The sequence below is a fragment of the Rhodovulum sulfidophilum DSM 1374 genome (genome assembly GCF_001633165.1).
Classification (GTDB): Bacteria; Pseudomonadota; Alphaproteobacteria; order Rhodobacterales; family Rhodobacteraceae; genus Rhodovulum; species Rhodovulum sulfidophilum.
Genome location: NZ_CP015418.1, coordinates 3,033,492 through 3,050,850, shown reverse-complemented (window position 1 = coordinate 3,050,850; position 17,359 = coordinate 3,033,492). Strand labels below are relative to the sequence as shown.

Sequence of the window (17,359 nt, the reverse complement as noted above, 5' to 3'; positions counted from 1 at the left end):
ACAGAACGTGAAACCGGAAAACTTTCCGGAAAACCGGCGCTGCGGGCGTTGCCGGAGGTCCTGCCGTCAGGATGAATTACATATATTTTTCAATATGGTGCGGGTGAAGGGACTCGAACCCCCACGCCAAAGGCGCCAGAACCTAAATCTGGTGCGTCTACCAGTTCCGCCACACCCGCATCGCCTGCCGGGCCAGGTCCTCTCGGGACCGGGATGGCCGGGCAGGCAGGCGCTCTTCTAGCAAAGGCCCCGACATGAGGCGAGCCCAAAAATCCGCAGCGGGTGCGGCGGTATCTGGAATGACGGGATCGGGTCATTTTCGGGTAGGTGCGGGGAGTTTCGTCAGGACGCATCTGGCCTTCGGACAACTTGCCATGGTCTCAGGCGGAGCGTCGGGGCTGGTGCCGGAGCCGCGCTGGTTCGGCAAGCGGTGGCGGGCGTGTCGTAGGCTCAGGCGCTCGGCCTGACCGGGCCATGTGGCGGGATCACGGCCGGCCTGAGCCCGAGCGGGGCCGTGGTGCCCGCGGGCTGGTCCGAGCCTTCGCTGCCATCGGCCGGCATGCGGGCGTGCAATCGCTGGTCCGGGGCGGCCGAAGCGCTGTCTCTGCGCGGGGCTTTTTCCCGGTTCTGAGCCGACGATGGTCATCGTCAGGCGCGACCGATGATGGTGCCGGGGCGGGCGATCCATGAAGCAGGCGGAGCCATGGACGGGGCATGGGCTCGGGTACAGGCGTGAAGGCGATGGCCATCAAAAAGGCGGGCACCCAAAAGCTGGGCACGAACAGATGGGCGTAAAGACGATGGGACGGCTCTCGCAACCGTCTTACGGTCTGCCCCGATGGCACGGGGCCGAGGCGGCCCTCAGGATGCGCCGGAGCGCAGCTTGCGATACCACTCCACGATGCGCGCGCGTTCCTCGGGTGGCATCATCATGACATTGCCGGGCGGCATGGCATGGGTCAGGCCGGCCTGGCGGTAGATCTGCCGGGCATGGCGCGCGACCGTCGGCGCGCTGTCGAGCCGGACCCCCTTCGGTGCCTGCCCGAGCCCGGGCCAGAGCGGCTCGGCGGTGTGGCACATCGCGCAGCGGCTTTCGACGATCTCCTGCACCTCGCCGAAGCCCGTCGAGGCGACGATCCGGGCGAGAGGCGCGGGCAGGGCGGCCTCTGTCTCGGGCGCGGCCATGTCCCTGGTGGGCCAGAGTGACAGCGCCACGATGGCAGCGAACAGGGCGGCGGTCGCGGCCCATGTCCACCAAAGGCGGCCCTTGCGGGCATGCATGCTGTTGAAGAAATGCCGGATCGTCACGCCCATCAGGAAGACAAGGCTTGCGATCAACCAGTTATAGGGGCTCGCGAAGGCCAGCGGATAGTGGTTCGAGAGCATCAGGAAGATGACCGGCAGGGTCAGGTAGTTGTTATGGGTCGAGCGCAGCTTGGCGATGGTGCCGTATCTCGGGTCGGGCTGGCGTCCCGCCTTGAGATCGGCCACCACGATCCGCTGGTTCGGCATGATCACCAGAAAGACATTGGCCACCATGATCGTGCCGGTGAAGGCGCCGAGATGCAGAAGTGCTGCGCGGCCGGTGAAGACCTGCGTGTAGCCCCAGGCCATCGCGACGATGATCGCGAAGAGGATCAGCATCAGCACGGTCGGGCGGCGCCCCAGCGAACTGCGGCACAGAAGGTCATAGCAGATCCAGCCGATGGTCAGCGATCCGGCCGAGATCGCGATCGCCTGCCAGGGCGCCCACTGGATCTTGTCGTAATCGACCAGAAAGAGATCCGCCCCCATCCAGTAGACCAGCGCCAGCAGGATCAGCCCGGAAATGAACGTCCAGTAGGCCTCCCATTTGAACCAGGTCAGGTGGTCGGGCATGTGGTCGGGCGCGACCATGTATTTCTGGATATGGTAGAAGCCGCCGCCATGGACCTGCCATTCCTCGCCCAGCACGCCCTCGGGCAGCGGGCGCGACCTCGTCAGCCCCAGATCGAGGGCGATGAAATAGAAGGACGATCCGATCCAGGCGATCCCGGCGATGACATGCAGCCAGCGCACCGCGAATTCCAGCCAGTCCCAGACCAGCGAGAGGTCGAACATGAGCAAACTCCTTGAGATGGGCGCAGGCTATACGCGGGACCGGCTTTCTGATAATTCCGGATTATCCCGATCAGCTTCAAGAAATCCCGAATAATCACCCGTGGCCAGCATCAATACGATCCGAATGTTCGTGCGTGTCTACGAACTGGGCAACATGTCGGCCGCCGCGCGCGATCTGCAGGTTTCGGCCGCGGTGGCCTCGTCGCGGATCGCCGATCTGGAACGGCATCTGGGGATCCGGCTGTTCACCCGCACCACCCGTTCGATCCAGCCGACCGAGCAGGGCCGGATCTATTATCCCAAGGCGGTGAAGGTGCTCGAGGCGCTGGAAGAGGCCGAGGCCGCGGTGCAGGAGATCACCCATCACCCGCGCGGCTCGCTTTACGTCTCGGCGCCGCTGGGGGTGGGGCGGCGGCTGATCGCGCCCAATGTGGTGCTGTTCCAGGACCGCTACCCCGACATCCATGTGCGGCTGCGGCTGTCGGACCGGCGGGTGGATCTGGCGGGCGAAGGGCTCGATGCGGGGTTCCTGCTGGGCGATCTGCCGGATTCGGGGCTGAAGGTGCGGGCGCTCGGCGATTGCACGCGGGTGCTCTGCGCGGCGCCGACCTATGTCGCGCGGCGGGGGATGCCTTGCTGCGGGGCCGACCTGATCGACCAGGGCCATGATTGCCTTCTGTTGCGGTTTCCCGGCTCGCGCGAGTTCCGCTGGACCCTGCAGACCCCCGAGGGGCCGCAGAGCTTCAACGTCAAGGGCCCCTATGCCTGCGACGACGGCGATGTTCTGACCGCCTGGGCGCTGGACGGGCGGGGCGTGGTGCTCAAGCCCGTCTTCGACGTGGCCGAGCATCTGGCCTCGGGCGCGCTGATCCCGGTCTGCGAACAGACGCCGCCCCCCGATGCCCGGCTGGCCTGTCTGTTTCCCCACAAGAAGAACCAGGACCCGAAAAGCCGCCTGTTCATCGAGTTCATGGCCGAGCGGATCAAGGCCGCGCTGCGCCGGCGGGCGCAGATCTATCAGCTGCCGCGATAGGTCGAATAGCCATAAGGCGACAGCAGGAGCGGCACGTGGTAATGCGCCTCGGCATCCTCCATGCCGAAGCGGATCGGGATCTGGTCGAGGAATTTCACCTCTCCGGTCGCAAGGCCCGTGCGCTCCAGATAGTCGCCCGCGAAGAAGACCAGTTCATAGGTTCCGGTCCTGAAGGCCTCGGGCGGCAGGATCGGCGCATCGGTGCGGCCGTCGGCATTGGTCTCGACCTCGGCGACCTTGCGGTGGGAATTGCCCGAGACGCGGTAGAGGGCGATCCGGAGCCCGGCCGCGGGGGCCCCGGTGGCGGTGTCCAGAACATGGGTGGTCAGATAACCGGGCATCTTGTCCTCGCGCTGAATGGGGTGCTGCTTTCCTTATGGCATAAGCCGGGACCCAAGGAAGACCCCGAAAGACTTTCAGGAAATACTTGAAAGACTGGGCGTTATTCATGGTTTATGCGAAAGTGATCCGAAGGAGGACCTCTTTTGACCCGCTATCCGCGTGACCTTCGGGGCTACGGCGCGACGCCGCCCCACCCGCAATGGCCGAACGGCGCCAAGATCGCCGTGCAATTCGTCATCAATTACGAGGAGGGCGGCGAGAACTGCATCCTGCATGGCGATGCGGCCTCCGAAGCCTTCCTGTCCGAGGTCGTGGGCGCGGTGCCCTGGCCGGGCCAGCGCCACTGGAACATCGAGACGATGTACGAATACGGCGCGCGGGCCGGGTTCTGGCGGCTGCACCGGATGTTCACCGAGCGCGACATGCCGGTCACGGTCTATGGCGTGGCGACGGCGCTGGCGCGCGGGCCCGAACAGGTGGCCGCGATGCAGGAGGCCGGTTGGGAAATCGCCAGCCACGGGTTCAAATGGATCGAATACAAGGATTTCTCCGAGGAGGACGAGCGCGCCCATATGGCCGAGGCCAAGCGGCTGCATGCCGAGGTCACGGGCGAGGCGCCGCGCGGCTGGTATACGGGGCGCTGTTCGGCCCAGACCGTGCGGCTTGCGGCCGAGGATGGCGGGTTCGCCTATGTCTCGGACACCTATGACGACGATATGCCCTACTGGACGGCGGTGGGCGACCGGCATCAGCTGGTGATCCCCTATACGCTTGATGCCAATGACATGCGGTTTTCGGTGGCGGCGGGCTATGGCTCGGGCGACGAGTTCTATGCCTATCTCCGCGACAGTTTCGATACGCTTTATGCCGAAGGGATGGCAGGCGCGCCCAAGATGATGTCGGTCGGGCTGCATTGTCGGCTGGCGGGACGGCCCGGACGGGCGGCGGCGCTGAAGCGGTTTCTCGATTACATCCGCGGCTTCGACGGGGTCTGGGTCGCGCGGCGGATCGACATCGCCGAACACTGGGCTTCGGTCAATCCGCCTGTCCTGTGGGAGAGGCCCACGGCGATGGATCGCGACAGTTTCGTCGCGCGCTTCGGCGGCATCTTCGAACAGTCGCCCTGGATCGCGGGAGGAGCCTTCGAGCTGGAGCTCGGCCCGGCCCATGACAGCGCGCTGGGGCTGCATAATGCCTTGGCGCGGGTGTTCCGGTCGGCCGGACCCGAGAAGCGGCTGGAGGTGCTGAAGGCGCATCCGGATCTGGCGGGCAGGCTCGCCGCCGCGAAACGGCTGACCGAGGCCTCGACCGCCGAGCAGGCCTCGGCCGGGCTCGACGCGCTGAGCGACGCGGAACGTGCGCGCTTCGAGGATCTGAACCGCCGCTATACCGAGCGCTTCGGCTTTCCCTTCATCATCGCCGTGCGCGACCATGACAAGGCGGGCATCCTCGCGGCCTTCGAGCGCCGGCTTGAAAACACCGCCGATGCCGAATTTGCCGAGGCCTGTCGTCAGGTCGAACGGATCGCGCTGCTGCGGCTGAAGGAGATCCTGCCATGAGCCAGTATTACGCCCCGACCGGCGGGCTGCCGGGGCAGGAGGTCCTGCATACCGGCCGCGCCGTCTTCACCGAGGCCTATGCGGTCATCCCCAAAGGCGTGATGCGCGACATCGTCACCAGCAACCTGCCGCATTGGCGGGGCACGCGGGCCTGGATCATCGCGCGCCCGATGACGGGCTTTGCCGAGACCTTCGCGCAATATGTGATGGAGGTGGCCCCGGGCGGCGGGTCGGACCGGCCCGAGCCCGATCCGGGCGCCGAAGGCGTGATCTTCGTCACCGGGGGGGCGCTCGATCTCAGGCTGGGCGGGCTGGCGCACCTGATGACGGCGGGGGGCTATGCCTATCTGCCGCCGGGGGCCGACTGGACGGTCGAGAACCCGGGCGAGACGCCCGCGCGGTTCCACTGGCTGCGCAAGCGCTATCAGGCGGTCGAGGGCATCGACCGGCCCGAGGCCTTCTTCGTCAACGAGGCCGATATCGCGCCCAATGCCATGCCCGATACCGAGGGGCGCTGGGCCACCACGCGCTTCGTCGATCCCGACGATCTGCGCCACGACATGCATGTGAACATCGTCACCTTCGAGCCGGGCGGCGTGATCCCCTTCGAGGAAACCCATGTCATGGAGCACGGGCTCTACGTGCTCGAGGGCAAGGCGGTCTACAAGCTGAACCGCGACTGGGTCGAGGTCGAGGCGGGCGATTTCATGTGGCTGCGCGCCTATTGCCCGCAAGCCTGCTATGCGGGCGGGCCGGGGCGGTTCCGCTACCTGCTTTACAAGGACGTGAACCGGCATCCGGCGCTTGCGCTCGGGGCGCTGTGATGTTGGAGGCCCAGCCGATCACGCCCGAGGCCTTCGCCCCCTTCGGTGAGGTCGTCGAGACCGGCGGCGATTTCAAGCTCATCAACGAGGGTTGCTGCCGCCGCTATTCCGATCTCGTGACGCTCGACATCCTCGACGGGCGGCCCGGGATCAGCCTGTTCCAGGCCGAGATCCGGGCGCTGCCCCATGACTGCACGCTGATGGAGCGGCACCCGCTGGGCTCGCAATGCTTCATTCCTATGCAGAATGCCGAATTTCTGGTCATCGTGGCGCCGGATGAGGAGGGGCAGCCGGGCCCGCCCTCTGCCTTCATTGCCGGTCCGGGGCAGGGGGTAAATATCGGCCGCAATGTCTGGCATGGCGTGTTGTGCCCGATTTCGGGCTCGGGGCTCTTCGCCGTTATCGACCGCATCGGCGCGGGGGCCAATCTGGAAGAGGTCCGTCTGAAGACGACGCTGAGGATAAGGCGCGCTCGGCCGGGCTAGGCAAGAAACAAACAAGAACGGGGAGATTTCGACGATGGCTGTAGACAGCTCCATCGGGACGCCGGATCAGCTGCGCGACCCGAACTATACGCCTGCGCTTCACAAGGCGATACCGCTGGGCATCCAGCATGTGCTGGCGATGTTCGTCTCGAACGTGACGCCGGCGATCATCGTCGCGGGGGCCGCGGGCTTCGGTTTCGGGTCGGAGGCGGGGGCCCAGGGCTTCCCCGACATGACCTACATGATCCAGATGTCGATGCTGTTTGCAGGGATCGCGACGCTGTTTCAGACCATCGGTCTGGGCCCGGTGGGGGCGCGGCTGCCGATCGTGCAGGGCACGAGCTTTGCCTTCATCCCGATCATGATCCCGCTGGTCGCGGGCAGGGGCGTCGAGGCACTGCCGGTCCTGTTCACCGGCGTCTTTGTCGGCGGGCTGTTCCATGCGCTGCTGGGCACGGTGATCGGAAAGATCCGCTTTGCGCTGCCGCCGCTTGTCACCGGGCTCGTGGTGACGATGATCGGGCTCGCGCTGGTCAAGGTCGGCATCCAGTATGCCGCGGGCGGCGTTGCGGCGATCGACAGCCCCGAATATGGCAGCCTGCTGAACTGGTCGGCGGCGCTGGTCGTGGTTTTCGTCACGCTGGGGCTGAAATTCTTCGCGCGCGGGATCTTGTCGGTCTCGGCGGTCGCGGTGGGCATTCTGGCGGGCTATCTCTTCGCGCTGGCGACGGGCATGGTGACCTTTGGCGGCATCGGCGACAGCTGGCAGCGCGCGGCCGTGCTGGAAGTGCCGCTGCCCTTCAAATACGGGGTCGAGTTCAGCTTCGCCGCCATCATCGGCTTCGGCCTGATGGCCGTGGTTTCGGCGGTCGAGACCGTGGGCGATGTCTCGGGCATCACCAAGGGCGGCGCCGGGCGCGAGGCGACCGACCGCGAGATCGCGGGGGCGACCTATGCCGACGGCGTGGGCACGGCCATTGCCGGTGCCTTCGGGGCGCTGCCCAACACCTCCTTCAGCCAGAATGTGGGGCTGATCGCCATGACCGGGGTCATGAGCCGGCATGTGGTGACCTGCGGGGCGTTTTTCCTGATCCTCTGCGGGCTGGTGCCCAAGGTCGGCGCCCTGATCTCGACGATCCCGATCGAGGTTCTGGGCGGGGGCGTGATCGTCATGTTCGGCATGGTGGTCGCCGCGGGCATCTCGATGCTGTCGGACGTGACCTGGAACCGGCGCAACATGGTGATCTTCGCCATCGCGCTTTCGGTCGGGCTCGGCCTGCAGCTGGAACCGAAAGCGGTGCAGTATCTGCCCGATACCTTGCAGATCCTGATGACCAGCGGGCTGTTGCCCGCGGCGCTGATCGCCGTCGTCCTGAATCTGGTGCTGCCCGGGGAACTCGCCTCGGAGGCGACCGAAGAGGTCTCGGGCGGCATGTCGGGGCATGGCCGCGGGAGCCTCGGACAGGACTGACCCGGGGCAGGGGCCGACGGGCAGGGCAGCTTCCGGCTGTCCTGTTCCGTATTTTACAACCGCAATTTCCCCGCTATGTCCTTCATGCGCGGGGTGTCCGCCGAATTTAATGCATATATTTTAGGCATCCGCATTCTTGTTGCGCGCTTGGCGGTGGGAAATCATTGCCGGTGCCGCGGGGCGGAAATAGCGTAAGGCCATGAACGAGAGCCAGACCTTCGACGAGATGTGGGGCCGCGAACAGGTTCTGCGGTCGCCCTATGAGCGTTTTCACGAGTGGTTCGAGGGCGAGGACATCGCCCGGTTGCGCGCCAAGCAGCGCGAGGCCGAGGAGGTGTTCCGCCTGACCGGCATCACCTTCAATGTCTATGGCCGGGCCGAGGCCGAGGAACGGCTGATCCCCTTCGACATCATCCCGCGGATCATCTCGGGGCGCGAATGGCAGCGCCTCTCGCGCGGGATCGAACAGCGCGTCAAGGCGATCAACGCCTTTCTCTATGACATCTATCACCGGCAGGAGATCGTTAAGGCGGGCCGCATCCCCGAGCAGATGATCGCGCGCAACGAGGCCTTCCTGCCGCAGATGGTCGGGGTCAAGCCGCCGGGTGGCGTCTATACCCATATCGTGGGCATCGATCTGGTGCGCACCGGCGACAACCAGTTCTACGTGCTGGAAGACAATGCCCGCACGCCCTCGGGCGTCAGCTACATGCTGGAAAACCGCGAGACCATGCTGCAGATGTTCCCCGAGCTGTTCTCGCGGAACCGGGTGCAGCCGGTGCAGACCTATCCGCTGGACCTGCGCCGGTCGCTCGCGGCCTGCGCGCCCTCCGATGTCGACGAGAAGCCGACCGTCGCGGTGCTGACGCCCGGCATCTACAACTCGGCCTATTTCGAGCATGCCTTCCTGGCCGACCAGATGGGGGTGGAGCTGGTCGAGGGGCAGGATCTCCGCATCGTCGGCGGCAAGGTCGCGATGCGCACGACCGAGGGCTACCGGCCGATCGACGTGCTCTATCGCCGGGTCGATGACGATTTCCTCGATCCGCTGAACTTCAATCCCGACAGCGCGCTGGGCATTCCGGGCATCATGGATGTCTACCGGGCGGGCCGGATCACCATCGCCAATGCGCCGGGCACCGGCATCGCCGATGACAAGGCGATCTACAGCTACATGCCCGAGATCGTCGAATTCTATACCGGCGAGAAGGCGATCCTCGAAAACGTGCCGACCTGGCGCTGTTCCGAACCCGAGGCGCTGGCCTATGTGCTCGAGAACCTGCACGAGCTGGTCGTCAAGGAGGTGCATGGCTCGGGCGGCTACGGCATGCTGATCGGCCCGACCTCGACCAGAAAGGAGATCGCGGCCTTTCGCGACAAGCTGAAGGCCAGGCCCGGCAATTACATCGCGCAGCCGACGCTGTCGCTGTCGACCGTTCCCATCTTCACCCGGAACGGGCTGGCGCCGCGGCATGTGGATCTGCGCCCCTTCGTGCTGGTCAGCCCCGCGGGGATCAAGATCACGCCCGGCGGTCTGACCCGGGTGGCGCTGAAGAAGGGATCGCTGGTGGTGAACTCGTCCCAGGGCGGAGGCACCAAGGACACCTGGGTGCTCGAGGACTGACGCGATGCTGGGAAAGACCGCAAATGGCCTGTTCTGGATGTACCGCTATCTCGAGCGGGCCGAAAACACCTCGCGCCTGGTCGAGACCGGCCAGCGCATCGCTCTGACGCGGCTGGACAGCCCCGATGACGAGTGGCACTCGGTGATGCAGACCGGGGGCGTGGCCAAGGCCTACAAGCGGCATCACGAGGCGGTCACCAAGGAAGGTGCCATTGACTGGATGCTGCGCGCCAAGGAGAATCCCTCCTCGGTGCTCTCGGCAATCTCCTCGGCGCGGCAGAATGCCCGCGTGGTCCGCACCGCGCTGACCCATGATGTCTGGGGGGCGATGAACGGCTGCTACATGGAGGTGAAGGCGGCGCTGTCGCGCCGGGTGAACGAGCGCGACCTGCCCGCGGTGATCGACCTGATCAAGGACCGCACCGCGCTGGTGCGCGGCACGACCCAGGGCACGCTGCTGAGAAACGACATCTTCAATTTCGCCCGGATCGGCACCTTTCTCGAACGCGCCGACAACATCGCCCGCATTCTCGACGTCAAGTATTACGTGCTGCTGCCCTCGACCTATTCGGTGGGCTCCTCGATCGACAATGTGCAATGGGAGACGATCCTGCGCGCGGTCTCGGCGCGGGGCGGCTTCCGCATGGTGCATGGCGGCCAGGTCGGCCCGCGCGATATCGCCCAGTTCCTGGTGCTCGATCGCAAGATGCCGCGCAGCCTCGACTTCTCGGTCACCAAGATCCGCGACAATCTCGAATATCTCGCCTTCGATTATGGTGTCCGGCACCCGTCGCACGATCTGGCCGAGGCGCTCAAGCAGCGCTTTACCGCCCATGATATCGACGCGATCTTCGATTACGGCCTGCATGAATTCCTGCAGGACGTGCTCGGCGCGCTGAGCGAGCTCGGTCGGCAGATCGAGATAGATTACAGATTCTACGAGTGATCCGATGCGGCTGAAGATACGTCATTCCACGCGCTACGCCTTCGACGACCCGGTGATCTACGGGCTCCAGCAATTGCGCAAGACCCCCAAGAACGGCCCCGAGCAGCGGGTGATCGCCTGGAAGACCATCGTCGAGGGCGGCCGCAAGGAGCTGAGCTTCGAGGACCATCACCGCAACACGGTCGAGCTGATCAGCTTCGAGAGGGACGTGACCGAGCTGGTGGTCCGCAGCGAGGGCGAGGTCGAGGTGCTCGACACGTCGGGCGTGATCGGTCCGCATCGCGGTCCCTCGCCGCTCTGGCTGTTCCGTCAGCCCACCGCCCGGACCCGGGCCGGGCCGGGCTGCCGGGCGCTCCTGCGCGAGGTGAAGGGCGAAAGCGATCTCGACCGGCTGCATGCGCTGTTGCGGGTGGTGCATGGCGCCGTCGGCTACGAGATCGGGGTCTCGCGCCCCGACTGGACCGCCGAGGAGGCGCTGGCGGCGGGCAAGGGCGTGTGTCAGGATCATGCCCATGTCTTTGTCGCCTGTGCCCGCGAGATGGGCTTTCCAGCCCGCTATGTCTCGGGCTATCTGATGACCGACGGCGTCCAGTACGAGGCGAGTCACGCCTGGGCCGAGGCCCATGTCGAGGGTCTGGGCTGGGTCGGCTTCGATGTGTCGAACGAGATGTCGCCGGACGGGCGCTATGTCCGTGTCGCGACCGGCCTCGATTATGCCGAGGCCGCACCGGTGACCGGCTCGCGCATGGGCGGCTCCGGCGAGGCGTTGTCGGTCGAGATCGAGGTGGCCCAGCAATAGCGCTGGCGCGCGAATGCGGGGATTGGGACGGCGATGACCTATTGTGTGGGCCTGATGCTCGAGCGCGGGCTGGTGATGATGTCGGATACCCGCACCAATGCCGGCGTCGACAATGTCTCGACCTTCGGCAAGATGTTCACCTGGGAAAAGCCCGGCGAGCGGGCGCTGGTGCTGATGACCGCGGGCAATCTCGCCACCACCCAGTCGGTGGTCTCGATCCTCGACGAGCGCACCAAGGCCCATGGCGAGCGCGATCCCTCGCTGTTCGAGGCGCCCTCGATGTTCCAGGCGGCGCGGCTGGTGGCGGCCACGCTGAAGGACGTGATCGCCGCCCATGCCGATGTCGGCCAGCGGGCCGATGCCTCTTTCAACGCGACGCTGATCCTTGGCGGTCAGATCAAGGGCGGCGCGCCGCGTCTGTTCCTGATCTATCCCGAGGGCAATTTCATCGAGGCCGGCGTCGACACGCCGTTCTTCCAGATCGGCGAGACCAAATACGGCCGCCCGATCCTGGTGCGCGCCTATGACGCCGCGATGAGCTTCGAGAAAGCGGTCAAGGTGATGCTGGTCAGCTTCGATTCCACGCTCAAGGCCAATCTCTCGGTGGGCATGCCCTTCGATCTGCAGATCTACGAGACCGACAGCCTGCAGCTTGGCCGCCGCATCCGGATCGATCCGCAGGACGCCTATTTCGAGCGGATCTCGACCGGCTGGGGCGAGGCGCTGAAATCCGCGCTCGACAGCCTGCCGGATTTCGAATTCTGAATTTCGACTTCCGGGCCGCAGAAGGTGGGGGCCGGGGTGATGCGGGGGCAATGCCGGGTTTGCTTCCGGGCTCGGTGCCGACCTGTCCCGGGGCGAAAACCCGGCAGGACCGGGGCGCGAAGCGGATCAGGTATATCCCGGTGGAGGGCAGATCTGGCTGTGACCGTCGCTGCCGCGACAGGTCATCGGTCGTCCATCCGGGTGAAAACAGGCGCCTTTCCGCCGATTTTTAAGGCCCGCTCTTCTGTTCCGGGCGATTTTTTGCCATCAGAGACGTTTACCTTGTTTCAAGGCCAATGGGTCAGCTTGTCGGTCAGTCGGACTGCGGCTAAGGAATCGACATGACCTCCAAACACCCCCAGAAGGGCAAGGCTTGGCCGTCGGCGTATCGTCGCGCGTCGGATGCCTCCCTGTCCTTTACCCGGCGCGTGGCGCAGGGCCGGGCGCCGCGTCACGCGGTTCCGGTTCTGCTTGTCGCCGGGGCGGCGCTGACCGCCTTGGTCACGCTCCTTGCCGTTGGTGCGGTTCCGTCCGCCTCGGGCCGGTCGCCGGATGCGACGCTGACGCTCGGCCGCGATGCCGTGCCGGTGGATGGCGCCGTGCTTCTGGCCGGGGAAGACCCGGCCCGTGCCGCGCCGCTTGTGCCCGTGGCGCGTCCTGCCGCCTTCGCGCGCCCCGATGCCGGGCCGCTTTCGACAGATGGTCTCGGGCCCGTCGCCGAGGCCCGGGCGCTACAGGGAAGACAGGCCGGCCGGGCATTGCTTGCGGCCTATCCGGCATCGCCCGGGGGCACCCTGCTGCCGACCGGGATTCATGTCTTCGCGGGGGCGCCCGATCTGTCGCCGCCCGCGCGGCCCGATGCCGACGCGGCTCCGGACGCGGACACGCTCGCTCAGCTCCGGCCGCCGCGCCGTCCGCTGGCAGCGGCCGATCCGAAACGCCCGCGTCCGCGTCCGGCCGCTATCGGCAACAGCGCCGCGGCAACGGGTCCTGCCGCCGCCTCCGACCGGCCGCGCTCGCGCCCTGCCTCGGCTGCCATGGCCTCCTCCGCGCCGGACCTGGCCGGGCTTCGGCCGGTATCCCGACCGCTTGCGCTGGCCGAGGTGGAGCCCGCGGCTCCTGACGCCCTTCGCCCGTCGACCCGGCCGACCGCCCGGGCCGGGGCTGCTTCCGCCGCCAGCCTGGTGCCTTCTGAAAGTGCCGGGCATTCCATGGCCACGGTGCCGGTCGTGCCGCCCGCGGCCAAAGCCGCCGAGACGGCACCCGGTCTCCGGGCCTCGCTGCGCCCGCAGACCCGGCCAGCCGCCCTGGCCCGTCTGGCCCGAGGCGCGCTGGTCCCGGATGGCCGCCAGGCGGTCGCCCCCAGGGCCGAGCCTTTCGCTCATACTGATATCGCCCGCGGCGCCCATGGCTGCTCGACGCGTCTGGCCCGCGGCATTCCCGGCCGGCCCCGCGGCGCTCTTTCCGGAAACGCGATCGGCGCGCGGATGAGCGGTCTGCATGGCGGCGACCGCGACGCGCTGATCGTGCAGCAGGCACTTGCCGGCAATATCCCCGATTTCCTGCGCGAACTGACCCCGGTCCGGGTCTCGGGCAGGCTGCCGGGTGGGCGCCGGGCCGATGTGACCATCTGCGTGACACCGGATTATCTGGCGCTGGGCAGCGATGCGGATTTCGTGCGCGTGCCGATGGGCCTGCCCGCGGCGGCGCGGATCGCCGACCGGTTCGGCTTCCTGTTGCCGACCACGCGGATGGTCGATGCGATCTATGGCCAGGCCCGGATGCGGTTGGCGCCGCGACCGATGCAGCCCGGGGCGCAGATGAGCTCGACCCGGTATTTCCTGCAGCACAACCGGACCGTCGAAGGTCAGACTGGTGGCCGCGAGGGCCAGTTGACCGCCGGACAGAAGAAGGATCTGGTCCTGACCAACCGGTTGCGCAGTCATCCCGGCCGGGTCGCGATCTATGGCTGGCACAAGCCCGACGGCCATCCGATCCAGCCGCTCAGCACTGTCCATGGCGCCTATTATTCCGATTACAGCCATGGCGTCCGGCTGGTCAGCCAGACCGCCTTTGTCGACGGCCGTCCGGTCTCGCTGGCAAGCCTGCTCGCCAACCCGTCCTACGCACAGATGCTGACCGGCGAAGGGCCGATCGCAGCGCCCGAGCGGCTGATGGCCTCGCTGTACCGGTAGGGGCGGCGGCGTCCAGCCTGGTTCCGCTTGCGGTCCGGTCGGGGTGCCCGCTTGGCCAGAACAGGGCGCGTGGCCTCAGCGCGGGGCGGAATTGAACAGCGGCACGGTCGAGATCGACATCTTGGCCGAGCCCTCGCTCAGTTCGCGGGCATGGGCCAGATAGATCAGCGTCTGGTTTTCCGCGTCGAAGATCCGCTTGATCCGGATGGATTTCAGCACCAGCGACCGGGATTGTCGGAACACTTCCTCGCCATCCGGGCTGCGATCGATATCGCCGATCTCGATCGGGCCGGTCTGGCGGCAGGCGATCGAGGCATTCGACGGGTCCTCGAACCAGTTGCCCTGGCTCAGCCGGTCCAGCATCGAGCGCGAGAAATAGGCGACATGACAGGTCACACCGGCGACGTCGGGGTCCTGGATCGCCTCGATCACGATGTCATTGCCGGTCCAGTCGACCCCGACCCGTCCGACCTCTTCGGCCGGGGCGGTAAGCGGCAGAACGGCGAGAAGCGCGGCAAGCAGGGCAGGGCGGGGCATTGATGGATCCTCATCTCTGATGTCGTGCCAAAGGTAGGCATCCCGCCGCGCATTGCCACAGCGATTGACGCCGCACCTCGGGGGATGCTATTTAATGAACAAGCGTTCAATAAGCTGGGGAGGAGGAGCCCGGGCGATGTTCACCGCGACGATGGAATTCGATCTCGACGACGACACCCGCGCGCTGCGCGACATGGTGCATCGCTGGGCGCAGGAGCGGGTTCGGCCGATGGCTGCCGCGATCGACCGCGACAATGTCTTTCCGGCCGAGCTCTGGCGCGAAATGGGCGATCTGGGCCTGCTGGGGATCACCGTGCCCGAAGAGTATGGCGGTGCCGGCATGAGCTATCTGGCTCATGCCATCGCGATCGAGGAGATCGCCCGCGCCTCGGCCAGCGTCTCGCTGAGCTATGGCGCGCATTCGAACCTCTGCGTGAACCAGATCAAGCTGAACGGCAGCGAGGAGCAGAAACGCAAGTACCTGCCGGGTCTGATCTCGGGCGCGCAGGTCGGCGCGCTGGCGATGTCCGAGGCGGGGGCGGGCTCGGACGTGGTCTCGATGCAGCTCCGCGCCGAAAGGCGGAACGATCATTACCGCCTGAACGGCACCAAATACTGGATCACCAACGGCCCGGATGCCGACACGCTGGTCGTCTATGCCAAGACCGATCCCGAGGCGGGCCCCAAGGGCATCACCGCCTTCATCGTCGAGAAGACCATGGCCGGGTTCTCGACATCGCGCCATTTCGACAAGCTCGGCATGCGCGGGTCGAACACGGCCGAGCTGATCTTCGAGGATGTCGAGGTCCCCTTCGAGAATGTGCTGGGCGAAGAGGGCAAGGGCGTGCGGGTGCTGATGTCGGGGCTCGATTACGAGCGCGTGGTGCTGGCGGGCATCGGCACCGGCATCATGGCCGCCTGTCTCGACGAGGTCATGCCCTATATGCGCGACCGGCGCCAGTTCGGCCAGCCGGTCGGAAGCTTCCAGCTGATGCAGGGCAAGATTGCCGACATGTACACGGCGATGAATTCGGCCCGGGCGTATGTCTATGCCGTCGCACGGTCTTGTGATCGCGGCCGGGTGACGCGGCAGGATGCGGCGGCCTGCGTGCTCTATGCCTCGGAAGAGGCGATGAAACAGGCGCACCAGGCGGTGCAAGCCATGGGCGGCGCTGGATTTTTGGCAGATAGCGCGGTCGCGCGCCTGTTTCGCGATGCCAAGCTGATGGAGATCGGCGCGGGCACGTCCGAGATCCGGCGGATGCTGGTGGGGCGTGAATTGATGAAGGCGATGGTCTAAATGAGAGTCAGAGACTCAACTTTAGAAGGTGATCCAGATGCGACTTCCTCTGATCCTCGCCGCCGCGCTGGCCGTGGCCACTCCCGCCCTGGCCCAGCAATACGATTTCACGCCCGATGCCACGCTGGCCTGCATGAAAAAGCAGAAGATGCACGGCGCCGACATCGCCTGTGTCGGCAACTCCGCCCGCGCCTGTTTCCAGAAGATGAAATCGCCTTCCGTAAGCGATATCGCCGCCTGCCAGCAGGCCGAGGCCGAATACTGGAAGGCGCGCATGGACAGCGCCTATGAGCATCTGCTCGGTCTGGCAGAGGCCGCCGATGCGGACTTTGCCAAGGCCCAGGGCGAACCCCAGCACGCGACCATGGTGCAGGACCTCAGGGACGAACAGGAGCAATGGAACAGTTGGCAGAAAACCCGTTGCTGGGTCGAGGCGATGATGCGTCGCGGGACGCCCTACCGCACGACGGCGGCCGCGGGATGCACGATGAAACAGATCGCCGCCCGTGCGATGTTCATGGAAAGCGCGGTCAGCTATATGGAAAACAAGTAAGCTGGCCTTCTGAGGCCGCGGGTCCCGCCTTGTACGACGCCGCGGCCCGGGGCCGGGCCTTCAAGGCCCATGTCCGGCCGGGGCCGGGCATGGGCGGGGATGTTCTGCGGAGATCAGAACTTCCAGATATAGGAAACGCCAAAGACCCAGGGGTCGATATGGGCGGTGCCGATCTTGCCGCCATTCAGCTTGACGTCGCTGTCGATGTCGATCCAGCGCACATCGGTCCGGATCGAGTGGCGCTCGTCGATGGCGTAGTCGAGGCCGGCATGCAGCGCGAGGCCCCAGGAATCGTCGATATCGACATCGCCAAGCGCGCTGTCCGTGTCCCAGAAGGTGGTGTAGTTCAGACCGGCGCCGAGGAAGGGCGTGACCGAGCTGCTGTTGACGAAGTGATATTGCAGCGACACCACCGGCGGCAGCTGCAGCGTATCGGCCTTGCCGACACCGTCGATATTGATGTTGTGCTTGAAGGGCAGGGCACCCAGCACCTCGACGCCCCAATTATCGGCGAAGAAATATTCGAAGGTGAGGGTCGGGCGGGCATTGTCGCCGACATGCGACTCGGCGCCTGCGAGGGTGCCATTGTCCGATTTCGGAGACACGTAGCCAAGCCCGAGGCCGAAGGTCCAGTCGCCTTTCGACTGCGCATCGGCGGCGGATCCGGCCAGAGCGGTTGCGGTCAGGGCAATGGCAAGCAGGGAGGTCTTCATTGCAGTGTTCCTTAGAATTTGAATCGCTCTCGGTCATTGGGGCGGAATGACATGGGTTTCCTTGACTTGTATCAATTCGCAGCATGGTGCTGCATACAATGGTGCGCGGAGGA

General features: G+C 66.0%; 16 protein-coding genes and 1 tRNA gene. 12 read left to right on the top strand and 5 right to left on the bottom strand.

Annotated elements, in window-relative coordinates; translation table 11 throughout:
* Positions 1-95: 95 nt before the first annotated feature.
* A tRNA-Leu gene (locus tag A6W98_RS14270) sits at positions 96-179 on the bottom strand.
* Positions 180-861: 682 nt separating this feature from the next.
* The gene (locus A6W98_RS14265) at positions 862-2,100 is read right to left on the bottom strand and encodes a urate hydroxylase PuuD (RefSeq protein ID WP_042462511.1); all 1,239 of its coding nucleotides are present in this window, start codon (positions 2,098-2,100) and stop codon (positions 862-864) included.
* 100 nt (positions 2,101-2,200) lie between these two features.
* Between A6W98_RS14265 and A6W98_RS14260 the strand changes: the two genes are divergently transcribed.
* Positions 2,201-3,133 carry a LysR family transcriptional regulator gene (locus A6W98_RS14260; RefSeq protein WP_042462509.1) on the top strand — a complete coding sequence of 311 codons (933 nt, stop codon included), beginning with the start codon at positions 2,201-2,203 and terminating at the stop codon, positions 3,131-3,133.
* Here the strand turns inward: A6W98_RS14260 and uraH are convergent.
* Positions 3,118-3,474, bottom strand: a complete 357-nt coding sequence (uraH, locus tag A6W98_RS14255; protein WP_042462508.1) for a hydroxyisourate hydrolase — start codon at positions 3,472-3,474, stop codon at positions 3,118-3,120. The two genes, A6W98_RS14260 and uraH, sit on opposite strands and share 16 nt — an antisense overlap.
* Before the next feature lie 144 nt (positions 3,475-3,618).
* Between uraH and puuE the strand changes: the two genes are divergently transcribed.
* The 9 genes from puuE to A6W98_RS14210 all read left to right on the top strand — a co-directional run bounded on the left by puuE (position 3,619) and on the right by A6W98_RS14210 (position 14,143).
* A complete protein-coding gene (gene puuE, locus A6W98_RS14250; protein ID WP_042462506.1) occupies positions 3,619-5,034 on the top strand; it encodes an allantoinase PuuE in 1,416 nt (471 codons plus the stop codon).
* Positions 5,031-5,858 carry a bifunctional allantoicase/(S)-ureidoglycine aminohydrolase gene (locus tag A6W98_RS14245; protein WP_042462503.1) on the top strand — a complete coding sequence of 276 codons (828 nt, stop codon included), beginning with the start codon at positions 5,031-5,033 and terminating at the stop codon, positions 5,856-5,858. Before puuE ends, A6W98_RS14245 begins: the two co-directional genes overlap by 4 nt.
* Positions 5,858-6,343: an ureidoglycolate lyase gene (locus A6W98_RS14240; protein WP_042462501.1), complete on the top strand. Its 486-nt coding sequence runs from the start codon at positions 5,858-5,860 to the stop codon at positions 6,341-6,343. Before A6W98_RS14245 ends, A6W98_RS14240 begins: the two co-directional genes overlap by 1 nt.
* Positions 6,344-6,377: 34 nt before the next feature.
* Positions 6,378-7,814, top strand: coding sequence for a uracil-xanthine permease family protein (locus A6W98_RS14235; protein ID WP_042462499.1), 1,437 nt, complete (start codon positions 6,378-6,380; stop codon positions 7,812-7,814).
* A gap of 199 nt (positions 7,815-8,013) precedes the next feature.
* The gene (locus A6W98_RS14230; RefSeq protein WP_042462497.1) at positions 8,014-9,438 is read left to right on the top strand and encodes a circularly permuted type 2 ATP-grasp protein; all 1,425 of its coding nucleotides are present in this window, start codon (positions 8,014-8,016) and stop codon (positions 9,436-9,438) included.
* Between the two features lie 4 nt (positions 9,439-9,442).
* Positions 9,443-10,384 (top strand): alpha-E domain-containing protein, encoded by a 942-nt coding sequence (locus A6W98_RS14225; RefSeq protein WP_042462495.1) that lies wholly within the window; start codon positions 9,443-9,445, stop codon positions 10,382-10,384.
* A gap of 4 nt (positions 10,385-10,388) precedes the next feature.
* Positions 10,389-11,183 carry a transglutaminase family protein gene (locus tag A6W98_RS14220; protein ID WP_042462494.1) on the top strand — a complete coding sequence of 265 codons (795 nt, stop codon included), beginning with the start codon at positions 10,389-10,391 and terminating at the stop codon, positions 11,181-11,183.
* Between the two features lie 33 nt (positions 11,184-11,216).
* Positions 11,217-11,948, top strand: coding sequence for a proteasome-type protease (locus A6W98_RS14215; protein ID WP_042462493.1), 732 nt, complete (start codon positions 11,217-11,219; stop codon positions 11,946-11,948).
* 341 nt (positions 11,949-12,289) lie between these two features.
* On the top strand, positions 12,290-14,143 hold the full coding sequence (locus A6W98_RS14210) for a hypothetical protein (RefSeq protein ID WP_052678064.1): 1,854 nt from the start codon (positions 12,290-12,292) through the stop codon (positions 14,141-14,143).
* A gap of 75 nt (positions 14,144-14,218) precedes the next feature.
* On the opposite strand, the gene A6W98_RS14205 is transcribed toward A6W98_RS14210, so the two are convergent.
* A complete protein-coding gene (locus A6W98_RS14205) occupies positions 14,219-14,680 on the bottom strand; it encodes a CreA family protein (RefSeq protein ID WP_042462492.1) in 462 nt (153 codons plus the stop codon).
* A 136-nt stretch (positions 14,681-14,816) separates the two neighbouring features.
* Between A6W98_RS14205 and A6W98_RS14200 the strand changes: the two genes are divergently transcribed.
* The gene (locus A6W98_RS14200; RefSeq protein ID WP_042462491.1) at positions 14,817-15,980 is read left to right on the top strand and encodes an isovaleryl-CoA dehydrogenase; all 1,164 of its coding nucleotides are present in this window, start codon (positions 14,817-14,819) and stop codon (positions 15,978-15,980) included.
* A gap of 37 nt (positions 15,981-16,017) precedes the next feature.
* Positions 16,018-16,533: a lysozyme inhibitor LprI family protein gene (locus A6W98_RS14195; RefSeq protein WP_075788470.1), complete on the top strand. Its 516-nt coding sequence runs from the start codon at positions 16,018-16,020 to the stop codon at positions 16,531-16,533.
* A gap of 113 nt (positions 16,534-16,646) precedes the next feature.
* Here the strand turns inward: A6W98_RS14195 and A6W98_RS14190 are convergent, their stop codons facing one another.
* Positions 16,647-17,246: an OmpW/AlkL family protein gene (locus A6W98_RS14190; RefSeq protein ID WP_042462488.1), complete on the bottom strand. Its 600-nt coding sequence runs from the start codon at positions 17,244-17,246 to the stop codon at positions 16,647-16,649.
* Between the last annotated feature and the right edge of the window lie 113 nt (positions 17,247-17,359).

What these genes read in the sequence shown, in the direction of transcription:
- A6W98_RS14215 (WP_042462493.1), top strand. Translation starts at nt 11,217, where the DNA reads ATGACCTATTGTGTGGGCCTGATGCTCGAGCGCGGGCTGGTGATGATG.
- A6W98_RS14220 (WP_042462494.1), top strand. Translation starts at nt 10,389, where the DNA reads ATGCGGCTGAAGATACGTCATTCCACGCGCTACGCCTTCGACGACCCG.
- A6W98_RS14265 (WP_042462511.1), bottom strand. Translation starts at nt 2,100, where the DNA reads ATGTTCGACCTCTCGCTGGTCTGGGACTGGCTGGAATTCGCGGTGCGC.
- A6W98_RS14230 (WP_042462497.1), top strand. Translation starts at nt 8,014, where the DNA reads ATGAACGAGAGCCAGACCTTCGACGAGATGTGGGGCCGCGAACAGGTT.
- A6W98_RS14190 (WP_042462488.1), bottom strand. Translation starts at nt 17,246, where the DNA reads ATGAAGACCTCCCTGCTTGCCATTGCCCTGACCGCAACCGCTCTGGCC.
- A6W98_RS14240 (WP_042462501.1), top strand. Translation starts at nt 5,858, where the DNA reads ATGTTGGAGGCCCAGCCGATCACGCCCGAGGCCTTCGCCCCCTTCGGT.
- A6W98_RS14225 (WP_042462495.1), top strand. Translation starts at nt 9,443, where the DNA reads ATGCTGGGAAAGACCGCAAATGGCCTGTTCTGGATGTACCGCTATCTC.
- uraH (WP_042462508.1), bottom strand. Translation starts at nt 3,474, where the DNA reads ATGCCCGGTTATCTGACCACCCATGTTCTGGACACCGCCACCGGGGCC.
- A6W98_RS14205 (WP_042462492.1), bottom strand. Translation starts at nt 14,680, where the DNA reads ATGCCCCGCCCTGCCCTGCTTGCCGCGCTTCTCGCCGTTCTGCCGCTT.
- A6W98_RS14210 (WP_052678064.1), top strand. Translation starts at nt 12,290, where the DNA reads ATGACCTCCAAACACCCCCAGAAGGGCAAGGCTTGGCCGTCGGCGTAT.
- A6W98_RS14245 (WP_042462503.1), top strand. Translation starts at nt 5,031, where the DNA reads ATGAGCCAGTATTACGCCCCGACCGGCGGGCTGCCGGGGCAGGAGGTC.
- A6W98_RS14195 (WP_075788470.1), top strand. Translation starts at nt 16,018, where the DNA reads ATGCGACTTCCTCTGATCCTCGCCGCCGCGCTGGCCGTGGCCACTCCC.
- A6W98_RS14200 (WP_042462491.1), top strand. Translation starts at nt 14,817, where the DNA reads ATGTTCACCGCGACGATGGAATTCGATCTCGACGACGACACCCGCGCG.
- A6W98_RS14235 (WP_042462499.1), top strand. Translation starts at nt 6,378, where the DNA reads ATGGCTGTAGACAGCTCCATCGGGACGCCGGATCAGCTGCGCGACCCG.